The 17,816-nt window shown below is 74.1% G+C and carries 8 protein-coding genes; all 8 read right to left on the reverse strand.

What is annotated here, in order from left to right; translation table 11 throughout:
- Nucleotides 1-20: 20 nt before the first annotated feature.
- The 8 genes from AC07DW_RS17580 to AC07DW_RS17615 all read right to left on the reverse strand — a co-directional run bounded on the left by AC07DW_RS17580 (nucleotide 21) and on the right by AC07DW_RS17615 (nucleotide 17,787).
- Nucleotides 21-1,238, reverse strand: a complete 1,218-nt coding sequence (locus AC07DW_RS17580; protein ID WP_478858553.1) for an ATP-grasp domain-containing protein — start codon at nucleotides 1,236-1,238, stop codon at nucleotides 21-23.
- Nucleotides 1,235-4,177: an amino acid adenylation domain-containing protein gene (locus AC07DW_RS17585; protein ID WP_478858554.1), complete on the reverse strand. Its 2,943-nt coding sequence runs from the start codon at nucleotides 4,175-4,177 to the stop codon at nucleotides 1,235-1,237. Before AC07DW_RS17585 ends, AC07DW_RS17580 begins: the two co-directional genes overlap by 4 nt.
- Entirely contained in the window at nucleotides 4,174-5,049 is an 876-nt protein-coding gene (locus tag AC07DW_RS17590) for an SDR family oxidoreductase (RefSeq protein ID WP_478858600.1), read from the reverse strand. Before AC07DW_RS17590 ends, AC07DW_RS17585 begins: the two co-directional genes overlap by 4 nt.
- A gap of 11 nt (nucleotides 5,050-5,060) precedes the next feature.
- Nucleotides 5,061-5,777 carry a thioesterase II family protein gene (locus tag AC07DW_RS17595; protein WP_478858555.1) on the reverse strand — a complete coding sequence of 239 codons (717 nt, stop codon included), beginning with the start codon at nucleotides 5,775-5,777 and terminating at the stop codon, nucleotides 5,061-5,063.
- Nucleotide 5,778: 1 nt separating this feature from the next.
- Entirely contained in the window at nucleotides 5,779-10,800 is a 5,022-nt protein-coding gene (locus tag AC07DW_RS17600; protein WP_478858556.1) for an amino acid adenylation domain-containing protein, read from the reverse strand.
- A 69-nt stretch (nucleotides 10,801-10,869) separates the two neighbouring features.
- Entirely contained in the window at nucleotides 10,870-14,586 is a 3,717-nt protein-coding gene (locus tag AC07DW_RS17605) for an amino acid adenylation domain-containing protein (RefSeq protein ID WP_478858557.1), read from the reverse strand.
- Nucleotides 14,543-15,814: an MFS transporter gene (locus tag AC07DW_RS17610; protein ID WP_478858558.1), complete on the reverse strand. Its 1,272-nt coding sequence runs from the start codon at nucleotides 15,812-15,814 to the stop codon at nucleotides 14,543-14,545. Before AC07DW_RS17610 ends, AC07DW_RS17605 begins: the two co-directional genes overlap by 44 nt.
- A gap of 749 nt (nucleotides 15,815-16,563) precedes the next feature.
- Nucleotides 16,564-17,787, reverse strand: coding sequence for an FAD-dependent monooxygenase (locus AC07DW_RS17615; protein WP_478858559.1), 1,224 nt, complete (start codon nucleotides 17,785-17,787; stop codon nucleotides 16,564-16,566).
- Nucleotides 17,788-17,816: the final 29 nt, after the last annotated feature.

The following is a 17,816-nucleotide window of genomic DNA, read 5'->3' on the forward strand; positions in this document are numbered from 1 at the left end:
GTCACGGCGCACCCGGTGCGTCACAGCGGGCGCAGCACCTCCAGACCGATCGCGGGCGCGGCCTTGTCGAGGTCGGCCAGGCAGCCTTCGCGGGTGTCCCCGACGACGGTGACCAGGGCGTAGCGGCCGGCGACATGGCCGTGCGGCGGGAGCCGCAGTTCCTGGCCCGGGAGGGCGACGGCCAGCGCGGAGTCCACGCCGGCGGGGAGGGCCGCGTGGTCGATCACCACTTGGCGCGCGATGCAGTCCGCCTCCGGGTAGTGGAAGCGGACGGCCGCCACGCGGTGCCGGTCGGGGCGGATGTCGGGCTCCTCCCCGCAGGCCACGCGGGCGGCGACGAGCGCGGCGTCGACGCCGAGGGCGAGCCGCCCGATGTCGGGGATGCGGTCGCCGCCTATCCGGGCGTTGATCTCCACGACCTTGGGGCCCTCGGCGGTGAGCCGCAGCTCGGTGTGGGTCCAGCCGGTGGTGAAGCCGACGGCTCGGTGCGCGCCGGTCAGCACGTCCCGGACGCGGGGGTCGTCCATCAGCGGGTCGCGGCCGTCGACGAGGTGGCCGACCTCCTCGAAGTACGGCGGGTAGCCGCAGTCCTTGCGGGCGACGAAGGCGAGCGACATCCGGCCCCGGTACCAGGCCGCGTCCACGCTGATCTCGGGGCCGTCGAGGTACTCCTCGACCAGGACGTCCCCCGGCGCCACCTCCACGGCACCGGGCGCGGTCGCCGCGCGGGCCAGCCGGAACCGGCTCGCCAGCAGGTGGGCCGACTCCACCTTCACCACGCCCGTGCTGGCGTTCAGCGCCCGGGGTTTGAGCACCAGCGGGTAGCCCACGCGGGCGGCGGCGACGCGGGCCTGCGGGAGCGAGGTGACGGGCACCGACTCGGCCTGCGGTACCCCGGCGGCACGCAGCGCCTCGCGGGTGGCGCGCTTGTCGCGGCACCGCAGCACTGCCTCGGGCGGGCTGCCGGGCAGGCCGAGCAGCCGGGCCAGCTCGGCGGTCTGCACGACCCGGGTGTCGTCCCAGGTGATGACCCCCGCGCAGCCCAGTGCCCCGGCGGCGGCCGCCAGCGCGGCCGGGTCGGCGGTGTCCACGACGGTGTGCCCGGTGAGGTACGGCGCCTCCCAGGTGGGCGCGCGGTCGGCGAGCAGGTGGACGTCGTACGCGTCGGCCACCGGGCGCAGCAGGTACTCCCGGTAGGTCTGCGAGCCCGCGCCGACGAGCGCCAGCGGTTTCCTCATGCGCGTGCCTCCGTCGTGTCGAGGAAGGCCGCCAGGGCCCGTACGGTGCGGTGCAGGTAGAGCTGCGGCAGCGGGAAGACGGGCATGGCGGCGTCGCGGAGCGCGGCCAGCAGCCGTACGGCGAGCAGTGAGTTGCCGCCCAGGGCGAAGAAGTCGTCGTCCGGTCCCACGCGGAAGCCGAACACCTTCTCCCACACACCTCTCAGCCGGGTCTCCAGGTCCCCCGCCTCCCCGTCCCCGTCCGCCGGGCCCCGCGCGCCCGGTCCGCCGCCGGTGAGGGGTTCGGGCAGCCGGGCCGTGTCGATCTTGCCGTTGGGGGTGAGCGGGAGGGCGGGCAGGGCGGTGACCGTCGACGGCACCATGTGCTCCGGCAGGAACCGTGCCGCGTGCCGCCGCACCTCCTCGGTGCCGGCCGGGGGCGCGGTGCCGTCCGGGCCCCGGTCGCCGTCGCCGTCCGGCCCGGCGTCCTCGCCGCGGAGGACCACGTAGGCGTCCAGCCGGGCGCCGGCCGCGTCGCCGGGCTTCTGCCGCAGCACCACGGCGGCCGCCGCGACCCCCGGCGCGTCCAGCAGCCGGGCGCGGATCTCGTCGAGCTCGATGCGGAAGCCGCGCAGCTTCACCTGGTTGTCCAGGCGTCCCAGGTGCTCCAGTCTGCCGTCCGGCAGGAGCCGGCCCCGGTCGCCGCTGCGGTACATGGGACCGGGGGCGTGCGGGTCGGGTACGAACCGCTGGGCGGTCAGTTCCGGCCGGTTCAGGTACTGTCCGGCGACTCCGGCCCCGCCGACGTGGATCTCGCCGGCGACGCCCGGCGGCAGTTCGCGGCCCTCGGGGTCGAGCACCGAGACGTGCCAGCCGGGCAGCGGGTGCCCCACCGAGCGCGAACCGGTCAGCGCCTCGCGGCGGGTGACGGTCTGGGCGGTGACGTGCACGGTGGTCTCGGTGATGCCGAACATGTTGACGAGCCGGCACCTCGACGCCGGGTGGCGGTCCAGCCAGGACCGCAGCGGGCGGGTGTCCAGCGGCTCGCCGCCGAAGACGACGAGGCGTACCGAGTCCGTCACCGGCTCGGCGCGGTCGGCCTCCATCAGCTGGGCGAACGCGCTCGGGGTCTGGCTGAGGACGGTCACCCGCTCGTCGCCCAGCAGCCGCGCGAACCGGTGCGGGTCGCGGGAGGCCCAGTAGGGCACGACCACGAGCCGGCCGCCGGTCGTCAGGCAGCCCCAGATCTCCCAGACGGAGAAGTCGAAGGCGCTGGAGTGGAAGAGCGTCCACACGTCCCGGTCGCCCAGCCCGAAGTCCTCGCGGGTGGCGTCCATGAGGGCCGCGACGTTGCGGTGCGGGACGACGACGCCCTTGGGGCGGCCGGTGGAGCCGGAGGTGTAGATCACATAGGCGGCGCCGTCGGCGGACAGGGTGTGCGGCGCGGGGGCGCCGTCCGCGGCCCCGGACGTGAGGGAGCCGGGGCGTACGGTCCGTACCCCCTCCAGGGCGGGGAACGCCTCGGACTCCGTGACGACCAGGGACAGTCGCGCGTCCTCGGTCATGTACGCCAGCCGGTCCGCCGGGTAGGCGGGGTCCATCGGGACGTACGCGGCGCCGGTCTTGAGCACGCCGAGCAGCACCGCCACGAGGTCGGCCGTGCGGTCCAGGCAGACGCCCACGCGGTCGGCCGGTGCGACGCCGAGCGCCCGCAGCGAACCGGCGATCCGCTCGGCCCGCTCGTCGAGCTGACGATACGTCAGATCTTGGCCCTCGTACGTCAGGGCCGTGGCGTCCGGTGTCCGTTGGGCCCAGGACCGTACCGTCCGCTCGATGCGCTCGCCCCCCGTCGTGCCGGGTGCCGGGGGGGTGCGTCCCAGTCCGCCCAGGACGGCCAGGCGGTGCCGCTGCTCGTCGTCGAAGAGCGGTACGCCCGCCAGCGGCGTGTCCGGGCGGGCGGTGCCCAGCGCCCGGTGGGCGGTGACGAGCATGCCGGTGAGCCACTCCACGGCGGCGTCGCCGAGGACGGAGCGCCGGTGGTGGCACACACCGGACAGCGCGGTGGAGCCGTCGTCGGTCACGTGCACCGACAGGGGGTGGAGCGGGGCGAGGAACGGCCTGGTCGCGAGGGTTTCGGCCTTGAGGCCCTCGCCGGTGAGCACCTCGGCCGGCTCGGTGACGTACAGCCCCGCCACCGGGGCGCGGGAGGGTGCGGGCGTGGCGCGCCGGATCCGGTCCAGGTACTCCCCCACCGTGGCCGCCGGGTCGGCCGTGAACGTCAGGCTGTGCCCGGGGTCCACGCCCAGCTCGACCTCGCGGCCGCCGGTGCAGCGGGCCAGGACCAGCCCGAGCGCCGCGGCCGCGGTGACGGCCGCCGGTGCGTCGCCGTGGACGGTGAGGGTGAAGGGGCGGGCGCCCGCGGTGGGCGCGCCGGGCTCGCCGAGCCCCCAGTCGGGGGCCGGTACCCGGTCGAGCCGGGCCACCTGCTCGCGCAGCCGCGCCGCCGCGTCACCGGATGCGCCGTCCGCCTCCGGGGCCGGCGCGGTGACGAGTGTGGTGACGGGCGCGGTGGCCGGAGCTGCGGGCTCCTCCGGGGACGGTGCGGCGGGCTCCAGCAGCAGCGCCCGGGCCAGCTCGTACGGGTCCGCCGGCACCGACCGGTGGGCGACGACGACGAGGTCGGCGGCCCCGTCGGCGTACCGCAGCAGGACGGCCCGCAGGCCGGGTCCCGTCGCCGGGTCGGCGGGGCGCGTCAGCTCGCGTTCCCGCAGCAGGGCCGCCCCGGGGGACTCCGCGCCGTCGGGCACGTCCTCCACCCACAGCCGGGCTCCGCCGGCGCTGCCGGGCAGCGCGAGCCCGCGGCCCAGCCGCTCGGGGTCGGCGCCGGTGTGGACGCGCAGGGCGACGGCGCGGCACAGCCGTCCCGCGGCGGACGGATCGGTGAAGTGGTCGTCGGTCATCGGCTGGTGAACCCTCCGTCCACGGTGACCGTCGAGCCGGTCACCTGCCGGGACTCGTCGGACGCCAGCCAGAGCGCGGCGCCCGCCACGTCGTCCGGCTCGATGAGCCGGTTCATCGGCTGGGCGGCCACGAACGTCTGCTCGTGCTCCTCGACGGGCACGTCCAGGGAGCGGGCGATCTCGCTGAGCATCCGCCCCTCGGCCGCCTCGTCGTCGCGCACCGAGCCGGGGCACAGCGCGTTCACCCGTACCCCGAACGGCGCGAGGTCCAGGGCCGCGGCCTTCGTCAGGCCGACGAGCGCGTGCTTGGCGGTGACGTACCCCGCGAAGTGGCGGTAGCCCACCAGCCCCGCGGTCGAGGCGACGTTGACGATGCTGCCCGAACGCCGGCGGGTCATCGCGCCGCCGACGGCCCGGATCATCCGCCAGGCGCCGGAGACGTCCACGTCGAGCATCAGGTCCCACTCGTCGGGCGTGATGTCGTGCACGGTCTTGCCGGAGGGCGCGGCGATCCCGGCGTTGTTGAGCAGGACGTCGATCCTGCCGAACCGGTCGAGCGCCGCCTCCACGACCGCGCGGACGTCCTCGGTGTCCCGGACGTCGGCCGGCACGGTGACGACGACGGAGCCGGCGCCCTGCTCACGGCAGAGGAGCGCGGTGTGGGCGAGCTGGTCGGCCGTGCCCAGCGGGTAGGGCACCCCGGGCAGGTCGCGGCCGATGTCGGTGAGGAGCAGGTCGGCGCCGGCCCGGGCGTACGCCACCGCGCACGCCCGGCCGATGCCGCGCGCGGCACCGGTGATCACAGCGGCCTTCCCGGCGAGCCGGCCGGGTGGGCGCCCGGCCGGTGCGGGGGACGCGTGGGGTGCCGTCAGGGCGGGGGTCGTCACCGTCTCACCGCCAGTCCGGCCAGCTCCGCGTCGAGCAGCCGCATCAGGCCGTCGGGCGACTCGACCACGTACATGTGCCCCCCGGGGAGTTCGGCGTGGTGGTACCCGGCCGTGGTCGCCGCCTCCCACTCCCCCGCCTCCTCGCGCGAGACCAGCTCGTCGTGGTCGCCCCGTACGGAGACGACGGGGACGGGCAGGGGCTTGCCGGCCGGGGCGCGGTAGTTCTCGTGCATCTCCACGTCGGCGCGGAGCGGCGGCAGGAGCATCTCCCGCAGGTCGGGGTGTTCCAGCGCCGGGTGGGTGTACCCGGCGAACTCCCGCACCTGCGCCAGGAACGCCTCGTCCGTCAGGCCGGTGGCCCTGGTGCGGCGCTGCGTCCACGGTCCGGGCGAGCCGCTGACGATGAGCTTCACCACCTCGGGCCGGCCCAGGGCGCACAGCCGGTGGGCCATCTCGTAGGCGAGGACGGCGCCGAGGCTGTGGCCGAACAGGGCGACGGCCGGGCTGCCGGCGATCCGGTCGAGCACGGACGGCAGCAGGTCGTCGACGGCGGTGACGACGTCGGTGTGCAGCGGCTCGCCGAAGCGCTCCTCACGGCCGGGGAGCTGGACGGGTGTGACCAGCACGGTGTCGCTGCCGTACTCCTGGCAGCGGCGGTACACGGAGGCGCCGGCGCCGGCGAAGGGGAAGCACAGGACGGGTATCTGCTGCATGTCAGCCCTCCATCTCGGTCGTGGTGGCCCACGCCCGCTCGATCAGTTCGCCGGTACCGGCGGGGTTTCCTCGGACGAAGTAGTGGCCGCCGGACGCCAGCCGCTGGAAGCGCACGTCACCGGCGAGCAGTTCCCAGGAGCGGTAGGCGTCGGAGGCGTGGGCCAGGCCCTTGTCGTCGTCGGCGACGACGACCGTGAACGGTGCTTCGATCCGCGGCCCGGACGGCTGCTCGGTGCGACCGATGAAGTAGCGGTAGCCCCCGCAGACGTCGTGGCGGAACGAGTCGCCGAGGAAGGCCGTGTAGCGGTGGTCGAGGCCGTCGAGCTCGCCGTAGCCGGTCTCCTCGACCATGTACCGGATGATCTCCTCGTCGCTCCAGCCGTCGATCATGGCGATGGACTCGCGCATGTCGGAGACGGGCGGCAGGAGCTTGGACCCGATGAAGACGTGCCGGAGGTCGAAGCCGCGCTCCTCCAGTACGCGGGCCAGCTCGACGGTCACCGCGGCGCCGCCGCAGTGGCCCCAGAGGATCAGCGGCAGGTCGGCCCGCCGCTCGATCTCGTCGACGACCCGCAGCACGGTCTCGGTGACGTCGGTGAACTCGCCGGGGCGCTCGGGGCTGTGTCCCGGCTGTTCCACGCCGTACACCACGAGGTCCGGGGTCAGCTTCTCGACCGCCTCGGCGAGCGGTTTGAAGTTGACCGGGTGGCCACAGGGGTACGGGACGCAGATCACCGCTCCCCGGGCGGCGTCGGCGGGGGTGGTGGTGAGCCGCTGGAGCAGCGCGCCGTCCTCCTGGCCGGTTCCCTCCTGCCGCGCCGCGCGGTCCACCAGGGCGGCCAGCTCGTCGAGGCGTGAGGTGCGGGTGAGGTCGGAGAGGGTGACCAGGCCGTCGAGTTCCAGGACGACCCGCAGCGCGGAGAGGGAGTTGCCGCCGAGGTCGAAGAAGTCGCCGTCGCGCGGGACGGCGGAGGGGGTGGTGCCGAGGACGGACGCCCAGGCCGCGCGGATGCGGCTGACGGTGGCCTCGGACGCGTCGGTGGCGGTGGCGGTGGGTGCCGCCGCCCGGGCGGCGGGGCCGGGGGTGCGGCCCAGCAGGGCGAGGTCCTCCTCGGCGAGCAGGGCGTGGGCGTCGTGCGGCGCGTCGGGTTCGGCGGCCATCAGCTCCAGCACCCGGACGAAGTAGCCGCCGATGCGGTCGATCTGCGCCTCGTCGTAGAGGTGGGTGTGGAAGTGCAGGCAGAGCTGGAGCTCGTCGTCGAGGAAGTGCCGGGAGAACTCGGTGCGGAACGGGAACTCCGTCTCGGAGTCCACCCGCATGTCCAGCATCGAGAACTCCGGCAGCTTCTGGAGGTCCTGGAGCAGGTAGAAGTGGGTGAAGTTGAAGGTGGTGCTGAACAGGACCCGCTGGGTGGCCAGGTCCTGCTTCATCCGCGCCATGGGGTAGCGGCGGTGCGGCAGGAGGTCGAGTTCCGCGCGGTACACCCGGCGGATCAGGTCGGCCCAGCTTCCGCCGGCGAGGCCGACCTGGAACGGCACGGTGTTGAGGTGCAGGCCGAGGGTGGTTTCCGCGCCCGGCAGCTCGGGCCGGCCGCTGTGCTCGTAGCCGGTCATCACGGTGTCCTGGCCGGACACCAGGGCGAGGACCTTCATGTGGGCGGCGAGCAGTACGTCCTTGAAGGGGACGGACAGGGCGTCGGCGGTCGCCTCGACGCGCCGGGTGAGCCCGGCCGGCAGGGGCACGTCGCGCAGGACGACGCGGAAGTCGTCGGTGGGTTCGGCGCCGGGCCGGGGCGGGACGTCGGCCGGGTGCGGGTCCTGGAGCACCTTCAGCCAGAAGTCCCGTGACTGCGGGGAGCGCAGGGCCTCGGTCTCCAGGCCGACGAAGTTGCGCAGGTGGTTGTCGACGGGCGGGCGGGAGGTGTCCCGGCCCTCGCGCAGCTGGTGGTAGAGCTCGAACAGCTGGGTGTGCAGCAGCGAGATGGACCAGCCGTCCAGGGCCGAGTTGTGCTGGCTGACCGTGTAGCGGAACAGCTCGTCGCCGAGGACCTGGACGTGGAGGGTGACCAGACCGCCCTCCTCCCACACGAAGGGGCGGGCCTTCTCCTTCGCCAGCCAGTCCTGGTGCCAGGCCTCCTGTGCCGCCGCGTCGAGGTGGCGCAGGTCCGCGACGGTGAGCGGCGGATCCACCTCGCGGTGCACGATCTGGAGGAACTCGCTGTACCCGGTGAGGTGGTAGGTGGTCCGCAGGATCGGGTGGCGCGCGGTGAGCAGGCGTACGGCCTCGGTGAAGGCACCGGTGTCGAAGGTGCCGGTGATCGAGTAGCTCAGGACGTCGTGGTACTGGCCCAGACCACCGGTGATCTCGGTCTGGAAGATCAGCCCGGCCTGGAGCATGGAGAGCGGGTACGCGTCCTCGGCGTCGTCCGGGAGCAGGGCGCGGTCGGCGTCGCCGATCAGCTCGAAGGGCTGGAACGCCCCGCGGGCGGCGACGTCCGCCTCGGTCGTCGCGGTCTCGTCCGCGTCCTCGATGCAGCGGGCCAGCCGGGCGATGGTCTGGTGCCTGAAGAGCTGCTGGAAGGTGAACTCCAGTCCCGCCTCGCGCGCCTTGGCGAGGACCGGGACGAAGTGGATCGAGTTGCCGCCGAGGGCGAAGAAGTTGTCGTCGACGCCGATCCGGTCGCGTCCGAGGACCTCGCGCCAGATCTCCGCGAGGGCCTTCTCGTGTTCGGTGCGCGGGGCGACGTGGCCCGGAGCCTTGGGGCGCAGCGCGTCGGGGCCGCGGAGCGCGGCGCGGTCCAGCTTGCCGTTGGGTGTCAGGGGCAGCTCGTCGAGGGCGAGGATCCGGCCGGGCACCATGTAGGCGGGCAGCGCGTCGCGCAGGTGATCCTTGAGCGCGCTCTCGGCGGGCGGTTCGCCGCCCGGTACGACGAAGGCGCGCAGCGAGGAGGCCGGGCCGTCGTCGACGGCGACCACCGCGGCGTCCCGGACGCCCGGGTGGGCCCGCAGCCGTTCCTCGATCTCGCCCGGTTCGACGCGGAAGCCGCGGACCTTCACCTGGAGGTCGACGCGCCCCAGGTAGTCGAGGGTGCCGTCGGGCAGCCACCGGGCCAGGTCGCCGGTGCGGTAGAGGCGTTCCTCGCCCACCGCCGCGCCGTCGGTGAACTTCTCGGCGGTGAGCTCCGGTCGGCCGAGGTAGCCGCGGGCCAGGCCGACCCCCGCGACGTGGAGCTCCCCGGGCATGCCGACCGGGCAGGGGTGGCCCCGGCCGTCGAGGACGTGCATCCGGATGTTGTCGATCGGCCGGCCGATGGGCAGCCGGGCGCGGCGGGCCGCGTCGGCCAGGCCGGTGACGGTCTGGTGGGTGACGTCGACGGTCGCCTCGGTGGGGCCGTAGAGGTTGATCAGCCGGGCCTCGGGAAGCAGGTCGGCGAACTGCGCCGCCTGAGCGGGGGTGAGGGCCTCGCCACTGGCGAACACCCGGCGCAGGGTGCGGGTTTTCGCGGCGTCGCCGAAGCGGTCGAGGTGACCGAGGAACATGCTGAGCATCGACGGCACGAAGTGCAGGGTGGTCACGGAGTGCCGGTCGAGTGCGGTGAGCAGCTGGGCGGGATCCTTCTCGGCGCCGGGGGCGGGCAGGGCGAGGGCGGCTCCGGCGAGGGACCACCAGAACAGTTCCCAGACGGAGACGTCGAAGGAGATGGAGGTCTTCTGGAGGATGACGTCCCCGGCGTCCAGGGGGTGGGCGTGCTGCATCCAGGCCAGCCGGTTGACGGCGCTGCGGTGTTCCACCTGCACGCCCTTGGGCCGGCCCGTCGAGCCGGAGGTGTGGATGACGTACGCGACGTCTTCGGCGCTGCCCGCCGGTTCGACCGGCCCGTCGGTGTCCGCGTAGGCGGTGGCGTCCTCCAGGTCGAGGGCCGGGGTGTCGCCGAGGAGCGGGGCGAAGCGGGTCTGGGTGAGGGCGAGGCGGGCCCCGCTGTCGGCGAGGAGGAAGTCGATCCGGGCCTTCGGGTAGGACGGGTCGACGGGCAGGTAGGCGGCACCGGCCTTCAGCACGGCGAGCAGGGCCGTGATCATCTCGGGTGAGCGTTCCGCGACGACGGCGACGACGGAGCCGGGGCCGGCACCGCGCCCGCGCAGGGTGTGCGCGAGCCGGTCGGAGCGGGCGTCGAGCTCGCCGTACGTGACGGTGCCGGTGTCGGTGAGGAGCGCGGGAGCGCCGGGGGTGCGGGCGGCCTGCGCGGTGAACAGGCCGTGCAGGGTGGCGTCGCGGTCGAAGGGCCGGTCGGTGGCGTTGCTCGCCTCGATGATCGCCGCGTCCTCGTCGGTCCACAGCCACAGGTCGGTGACCTGGCGGTCGGGTTCCGACGTGGCGAGGTCCAGCAGGAGGGCGTAGTGGGTGGCGATGCGGCGGATCGAGTCCTCGGCGTGGCGGCCGGTGTCGTAGGTGACGGTGACGACGAGGCCGTCGTCCTCGCGGGAGACGGTGAACCGGGTGGCGGCGGGCGTGGCGTACCCGGGGTCGTGGAAGCCGGTGAGTTCGAGGGCGGTGCCGAAGGCGTCGGGGCGGCCGTGTTCCGCGGCGAGCGCGGCGACGTCGCAGTCCTGGTGGCGCTCGGCCTCCCGGACGGCGGAGGTGACCCGGGCGAGCAGCTCGCGGAGCGTGCCGGTGGGGTCGGTGCGCAGCAGCAGCGGGCCGGCGGCGTGGCCGGGGGCGGCGCCCCGCGTGGGCTGGGCGACGACGACGTCGTCCTGGCCGGTGTAGCGGCCGACGAGGGCGATCAGCACGGCCGCCAGCACGACGTGCAGTTTCTCCGGCCGTTCGCGGCTGACGCGGTCGAGCCGTGCGGTCAGTTCGGGACCGAGGCGTACGGCGTGGGTGGCGGTGGACACCTGTTCCCGGTCCGTCGGCGGGCGGAAGTCGGGCAGGAAGCCGGAGGTCTCCGTGAGCGAGGCCAGCTGGGATCGCCAGTGGGCGGCCTGCGCGGAGGGTGCTGCCTCGGGGTTGTGCGACGGCATAGGTGTCTCCTGGATCGAGCTGCGAGTGAATGCGTGACGGGCTGTGCGTGTGCGTCGGGCCGTGAGCAGTCAGAGATCGAAGTCGAGGTCGAGACCGGAGGGAGCGGGCAGGAGTGCGCCCAGGGGGGTGCGGGGATCGGTGGTCGTCGTGTCGAGGAGAGCGGTGAAGGTGTCGCGCCAGCTCTCGACCGTGTCGCGGCGCAGCAGGGCGGCGGCGTACTGCCAGGCGACCCGCAGGCCGCCGGGGGTCTCGTACACCTGCATGTTGAGGTCGAAGACGGCTTGGCCGGTCTGTTCCAGGCGCAGGGGTACGCGGGTGCCCTGGAAGTCGACGGAGAGGTAGCGCCCGCTGTGCAGGGCGAGCAGCGCGTCGAACAGCGGTGTGCGGCTGTAGTCCCGCTCCGGGGCCGTCCGGGCCACGAGGTCCGCGAAGGGGAAGTCCTGGTGCGCGGCTGCCTCCTGGGCGGTGGTGCCGGTACGCCGCAGGAAGGCGCCGTACGTCAGGGCGGGGTCGGCGTCGAAGCGCAGGACGACGGTGTTGGCGAACATGCCCACCGTGCGGTGCAGCCCCGGGATCGTGCGGCCGGACACCGGGGTGCCGACCGTGATGTCGGGCGTGCCCTTGAGCCCGGACAGCAGCAGGGCGTACGCCGACGCCAGCACGGCGAACGGTGTGACGTCGTGCGCGCGTGCCACCGTCCGGATACGGTCGGTCCGTTCCCGGCCCAGGTCGAAGGTGAGGACGTCGCCTTCGAGCCGGCGCAGGGCCGGCCGGGGGTGGTCGGTGGGCAGGTCCGCCGGGTCGACCGGTTCGGCGAACACCTCCTTCCAGTGGGGCGCCTGGGCCTCGCGGGCCGCGGCGGCGTCGCGTCCGGTGAGCCACACCGCGTAGTCCCGGTACCGGCGCGGGGGCACGGTGGGTTCGCCGCCCGCGTACAGCAGCCCCAGGTCCTCCAGGAGGGGCGCGAGGGAGAAGCCGTCCACGATGATGTGGTGCAGGTCCATCCGCAGCCGTACGCCCCCGCCCGCGCGGTGCACCTCGGCGCGCCACAGGGGTGCGTCCGCCAGGGTGAAGGGGCGGACGAACGCGCCGGGCGGGGTGGCGTCGCGGGGGTCGTCGACGAGCCGTACCGACGGCTCGGCGTGGTCCTCGACGCGCTGGCGGACCTCACCGCCCTCGACGGTGAACCGGGTGCGCAGCGCCTCGTGGTACGCCGGGAGGCGCCGCAGGGCGTCGGCGAGGCGTGCCGGGTCGGTGCCGGCGGGCAGGTCGAGGGTGACGGGCACGTTGTAGTGCACGGCCCGCTCGTCCTTGATCTGCTCCAGGTACACCTGCCGCTGCTGCGGGGTCACCGGGTACGTCCGGGCGTCGGGCGCGGCCGGGATGCGCGCCGCCGCGGTCGCGGTGGAGTCCCGCAGCAGGGCGGCGAGCCGGGCGGGCGTTCCGCTGCGCAGGACCGCTCCCGCCGGGCAGTGGCGGCCCAGGCGCTCCTGCGCCCCGGCGGCGATCAGTGTCGCGGTGAGCGAGTCCGCGCCCAGGTCGCGCAGGTCGTGGCCGGTGCCGATGCCCGTCATGCCGAGGGCCGCCTCGGCCAGTTCGACGAGCGTGCGCTCGATCTCGTCGGCCGGCGCGGTGTACGGCGTCCTGGCGAGCAGGGGCGAGCCGTCGGGATCGGGCAGCCGGGCGCGGTCGACCTTGCCGGTGTGGGTGAGCGGCAGCCGCTCCAGCGGCACCAGGTACGTGGGGACCATGTGGCCGGGGAGGATCCGGGCGAGGTGGTCGCGCAGTTCCCCGGGCCCGGGCGGCCGGGCGCCCGCGTAGTAGCCGCACAGCCGGGTGTCGCCGCGGCCGGGCCGGGGGCGTGCCGTGACGACGGCCTCGGCGACCCGGGGGTGGCCGAGCATCGCCTTCTCAACCTCGGCGGGCTCGATGCGGAACCCGCGGACCTTGACCTGGTGGTCCCGCCGGCCGAGGAAGTCGATCACGCCGTCGGGCCGCAGGCGCGCCAGGTCACCGCTGCGGTACATACGGCCGCCGGGGGCGAAGGGGTCCTCGGTGAACCGCTCGGCGGTGAGGTCCGGCCGGCCCAGGTAGCCGCGTGCCACGCCCGCCCCGCCGAGGCACAGCTCACCGGGCACGCCGACCGGGCACAGGCGTCCGGCGTCGTCGAGGACGTACGCCGTGGAGTGGGCGATCGGCCGGCCGATGGGGATGCGGCGGCCGTCCAGGTCGTCGCGGGTGACGCGGTGGGTGAGGGAGAACGTGGTGTTCTCCGTGGGCCCGTATCCATTGACCAGGGTCAGGTCCGGGCACGCCGCGAGGGCTTTCGCTATGTGCGGGGAGGAAAGGGCGTCGCCGCCGACGACGAGTTCCCGCAGGGGGCGGAAGGCTTTCGCGTCCTGTTCCACCAGCTGGTTGAAGAGCGGGGAGGTCAGCCACATGGTGGTGATCCGCCGGGTGCTCAGTTCCCGCCCCAATTCGGTGGCGTTGAGGACGACGTCACGGTCCACCATGTGGAGGCTCCCGCCGTTCAGCAGCGGTCCCCATATTTCGAAGGTGCTGGCGTCGAAGGCGACCGAACCGGTGGGCAGCGTCCTCATTTCCGCGCCGAACCGTACGTAATCCGTCCCCTTGACGAGCCGGACCACATTCCGGTGCGTCACCTGGACGCCTTTCGGCTTTCCGGTGGTGCCGGAGGTGTAGCAGATGTACGCCAGGTCGTCGGCCGTCGCGGGGCGGGCCGCCGGCGCGCCGGGGTCCGGCGCTCCGGGCTCCGGGGCGCCGGGCTCCTGGGCGTCCACGGTGAGGACCGTGCCCTCGAACGCCGGGGGCGGCGGGAGGCCGGGGCCGGTGACCAGTACCCGTACCGAGGAGTCGGCCAGCAGCCACCCGGTGCGCTCGGCCGGGTGGTCGGGCTCCAGGGGGAGGTAGGCGGCCCCGGCGCGGAGGATGCCCAGCGCCGCGACGACCAGTTCCGGTCCGTGCGCCGCGCAGAGCCCCACCCGGTCGCCGGTGCGGACGCCGCGGGTGCGCAGCGCGGCCGCCAGGCGCGCCGAGCGTCCGTCGAGTTCGCGGTAGTCCATCCGCCCGCTGTGCCAGGTGACGGCGGTCGCGTCCGGGGTCTGCCGGGCCTGCCCGGCGAAGAGCTCGTGGACCGTCGCGGTGCCGGGCCAGGGAGCGGCCGTGTCGTTGAGGGTGCCGAGGATCAGCTCCCGCTCGCCCTCGGCCAGGATGTCCGCCGCGCCGACGGCCGCGTCGGGCCGGCGGGCCAGGAACTCCCGGATGCGCAGCAGGTGCTCGCCGAAACGTTCCATCGTGGCCGCTTCGAACAGCGAGGAGCGGTACGCGAGACGGGCCCCGCCCCCCTCGCGGCTCAGAAGGACCTCGCACGCCTCGTCCGGAGCCGCCGCGGGGGCGGACGCCGCGCGGTCCGCGTACCGCACGGCGGTGCCGGCCGGGGGCCCGGCGGGCTCCTGCGCGGCACACCTGGCCAGCAGGGCGGCGACCGGTTCCGCCGGGTCCACGGTCAGCGCCAGGGCTCCGCGGCCGGTGTCGAGGAGGAGCCGGCGGCGGCCGGTGTACCGGTGCAGCAGCACGGCGTAGGCGGCGAGCAGCAGGGTGCCCTCCCCCGCCCCGGTGGCGGGGCGGGCCGGAAGGTCGAGGGTGAGGCTCCGGAACGGGGCCGCGCCGCTGCCGAGGGTGCGGGGGTGGTCGGTGACGAGCAGGACGGTGTCGTCTGCGTCAGGAACCGGAAGGGACGGTGTCGCTCTTGGGCTGCTGGTCATCGGCCGCTGTCACCCCCAATCTGAACGGGGTACGGCGGAAGAGGACGACCGTCAGGATGCCGGGCGCGGCGGCGAGCGCGGCCACGACGACGATCAGGCCCTGGTAGTGGCTGTCAATGAGCAGGAAGCCGCCGAGCGCCGAACCGGCGGGCAGGGCACCGGCCATCACCGTACGCATCAGCGTCATGGCGCGGCCGCGCATCTCGTTGGGCACCCGGGTCATCCGGACCACGCCGCCGAGCACGGTCATGGGCGCGGACAGGATGCCGTTGAGCGCCAGGCCGAGCAGGATCCACGGGAGGGCGGTCGGGATGAGGAAGAACAGCACTGCACCGGAGAGCAGTTGGAACACGCCGATGCGCAACATCTGCTTCTCGGAGGTCTGTACGGCGCCGGAGACGAGGGAGCCGATGAGTTCGCCCGCCGCCATCACGGCCAGCATGAGGCCGAGGACGCCGGGGCCGCTGCCGAACTCGAACTTGGCCAGCCACGGCAGGGCCACCACCAGGGCGCCCGCCGAGACGTTGAAGGCGCCGAACGAGAGCGTGAGCACCAGCAGGAAGCGGTCGCGGACGATGAGCCGGAAGACCGGTGCCCAGCCGGGCCGCTGCGGGGCGACACCGGTGGTGTCCGCCGGTTCGGGACGGCCCATCGGGGCCTTGATCCGGCTGATGAGGAAGGCGAAGAGGAGGTACGTCGCGGCGTCCAGCAGCAGGACGTTGGGGGCGCCGAAGAGGGTGATCAGACCGGCGCCGATGGCCGGGCCGAGGACGTTGGCCGCGCCCATCGCCGTGGCCTCCAGCCCCGAGGCCGCCTGGAGCTTGTCGGCGGGCACCAGTTCGGGCAGCACGGCGGGCGTGCCGGCCAGCGGAATGATCTTCAGGAAGCCGTACACCAGGGCCACGACGTACAGGTGCCAGACGTGCAGGGCGTCCGCGACGGCGAGGAGCGGGATCAGCGCGACGACCGCGCCCCGGAAGACCGAGTCGTAGATGAAGAGTTTACGCCGGGAGAACCGGTCGAGCAGCGGGCCGACGACGGCCCCTCCGGCGATCACCGGGAGGGTGAGGCAGACGCCCAGGATTCCCAGTCCGGCGGCGCCGGCCTCCTCCACCGTGATCCAGGCGAGGGCGGCGTAGGTGGCCCCGTCGCCGAGCAGGTTGAGCACCAGAGCCGACCAGAGCAAGCGGTAGTCACCGATGCGCAGGATGGCCAGATATGCTTTCACGTTCCACACCGTTCAGTAGGCCGAGATGGCAAGCGAAGTCAGCGGGTGGCATGAAATGCGCCAACACCGCCGTGGGTGTGCGAAGAGGAAGACGTCCGGGCGTGACCCGTCGGCATGCGCGCGGGCATGCGTCGGCTATACCGGCGTTTTCTGTGTATGACCTGTCAGGCGCGCTCGTTTCCGGCCCTGGAGTCCGGAATCCCCCGTGCGAGTGTCCTCAAGAAGTGCCCCCACCCCCGTAATGCGGGCTGCCGGAGCAGCGCGCAATTTCCGCCGTTCGTTCTAACAGTTCGCACGAAACGCGTCAACGATGCCGGAGACGGACGGAATGGCTTGTTCTGGAGCTTGAGTTCGTCCGGTCGGCCGCACCGCCGGGCGGGGGCCGGTAGGAGCCGTGGAGGGTGCCCCGGCTCCGGGCGACTGCCGCGACGGGCGGCGCGCTCGGGGCCGGGCGCCCGGGGGCCGCGCGGGCGCGGGGGGCTGATCACGGCGAATGGCACCGGCGGGCGCTTCCGCCCGGCCGCCGCGGCGCGGTTCCGCCGCGCGGACGGAGACCCGGCCGCGGCCCGCGGGGCCGGCCGCGTGGTCCGGCGGAGGGCTGCGGTGGGCGGCTCGGCCGGCCGGGTGATCGGGAAGTCGCCGGACGGCCGCGCTTTTCGGTCATGATCACGACACGATTTGCTCGTCCGGCGGCCGGTGAACCGGCGGTTTTCCCGCAGTTCGCCGCCGCGCTCACCGGCTCCCGAGGTCTAGCGACGGCCGTGCAGGGCCCTCGCGAGCGTCGGTCCGAGCCGGCGCTTGAGGGTGCGCAGCGCTTCGACGCGCCCGGCCGCCCGGTCGATCCGGTAGTACAGCTGCGGTGGGACGTGGGGGAGCAGGGGGGAGTGCCGCTGGCCGAGCAGGGCGAACATCTGCGGGGGCTCCAGGCTCATGTAGCGCGGCAGGTTCTCGTACCACCGGGCGCTGTAGCGGGCAGCGCTCTGGGCGGGGACGAGGGCGGCTTGGCGTTCCCGCTCGTAGCGGGCGAGGGCGGGGCGGAGCCGTGGGGTGTCGTGGAGGGCGCCGGCGAGTGCGACGGCGTCCTCCAGGGCGAGGGTGGTGCCGGCGCCGATGGAGTAGTGGGTGGTGTGCGCGGCGTCGCCGAGCAGGACGAGGTTGTCCCGGTACCAGGTCCGGTTGGTCACGGTGCGGAAGGTGAGCCAGCGCGCGCCGCCGTCGGGGCCCGGGTGGCCGATGAGCGGATGGCCGTCGAGCGGCTCGGCGAACAGGCGCCGCAGCGTGGCGAGGCTCTCGGCGTGGTTCGCGCGGTCGAGGCCGAGCCCCGCCCAGGTGGTGGGCGAGCACTCCACGACGCAGGTGCTGTGCCGCCCGTCGTACCGGTAGCCGTAGCACCAGATCCAGCCGTGCGCCGTCTCGACGAAGGCGAAGGTGAAGGCGTCGAAGACCTTGGTGGTGCCGAGCCAGATGTACCTGTTGCGCCCGGCCACGACATCGGTACCGAAGTGACCCGCGTGGCGGGTGCGCAGCCGGCTGCCGGCCCCGTCCCCGGCCACCACCAGGTCGGCGCGGAACGGTTCGGCGGCAGCCGGGGCGGTCACGTGGGCCGGTTCGCTGACCGGATGCCCGAACTCGACCCGCACGCCGAGGGATTGGGCCCGGCGCGCGAGGATGTCGAGCAGGGCGTGACGGCCGATTCCGAACCCCTGGTCCCCGTGGTGCACGGTCGAGCGGTCGCGGACGTACGCCACGCCGTCGCTCCACCGGACCGAGCGGTCGGCGACGGCCCGCGCGGATACCGGGTCGTGGCGGCGCAGCGTGTCGAGCAGGCCCGCCCAGTAGGTGACTCCCCAGCCGTACGTCGAGCCCACCGGGTCGCGCTCGTAGACCGTGATGTCGTGGGACGGGTCCCGCAGCTTCATCAGGATCGAGAAGTACAGGCCGGCGGGTCCACCACCGACGCAGGCGACCTTCACGCACACTCCCCTGGACGTCACACGAGGGC

It is taken from the genome of Streptomyces sp. NPDC045701 (assembly GCF_056432045.1).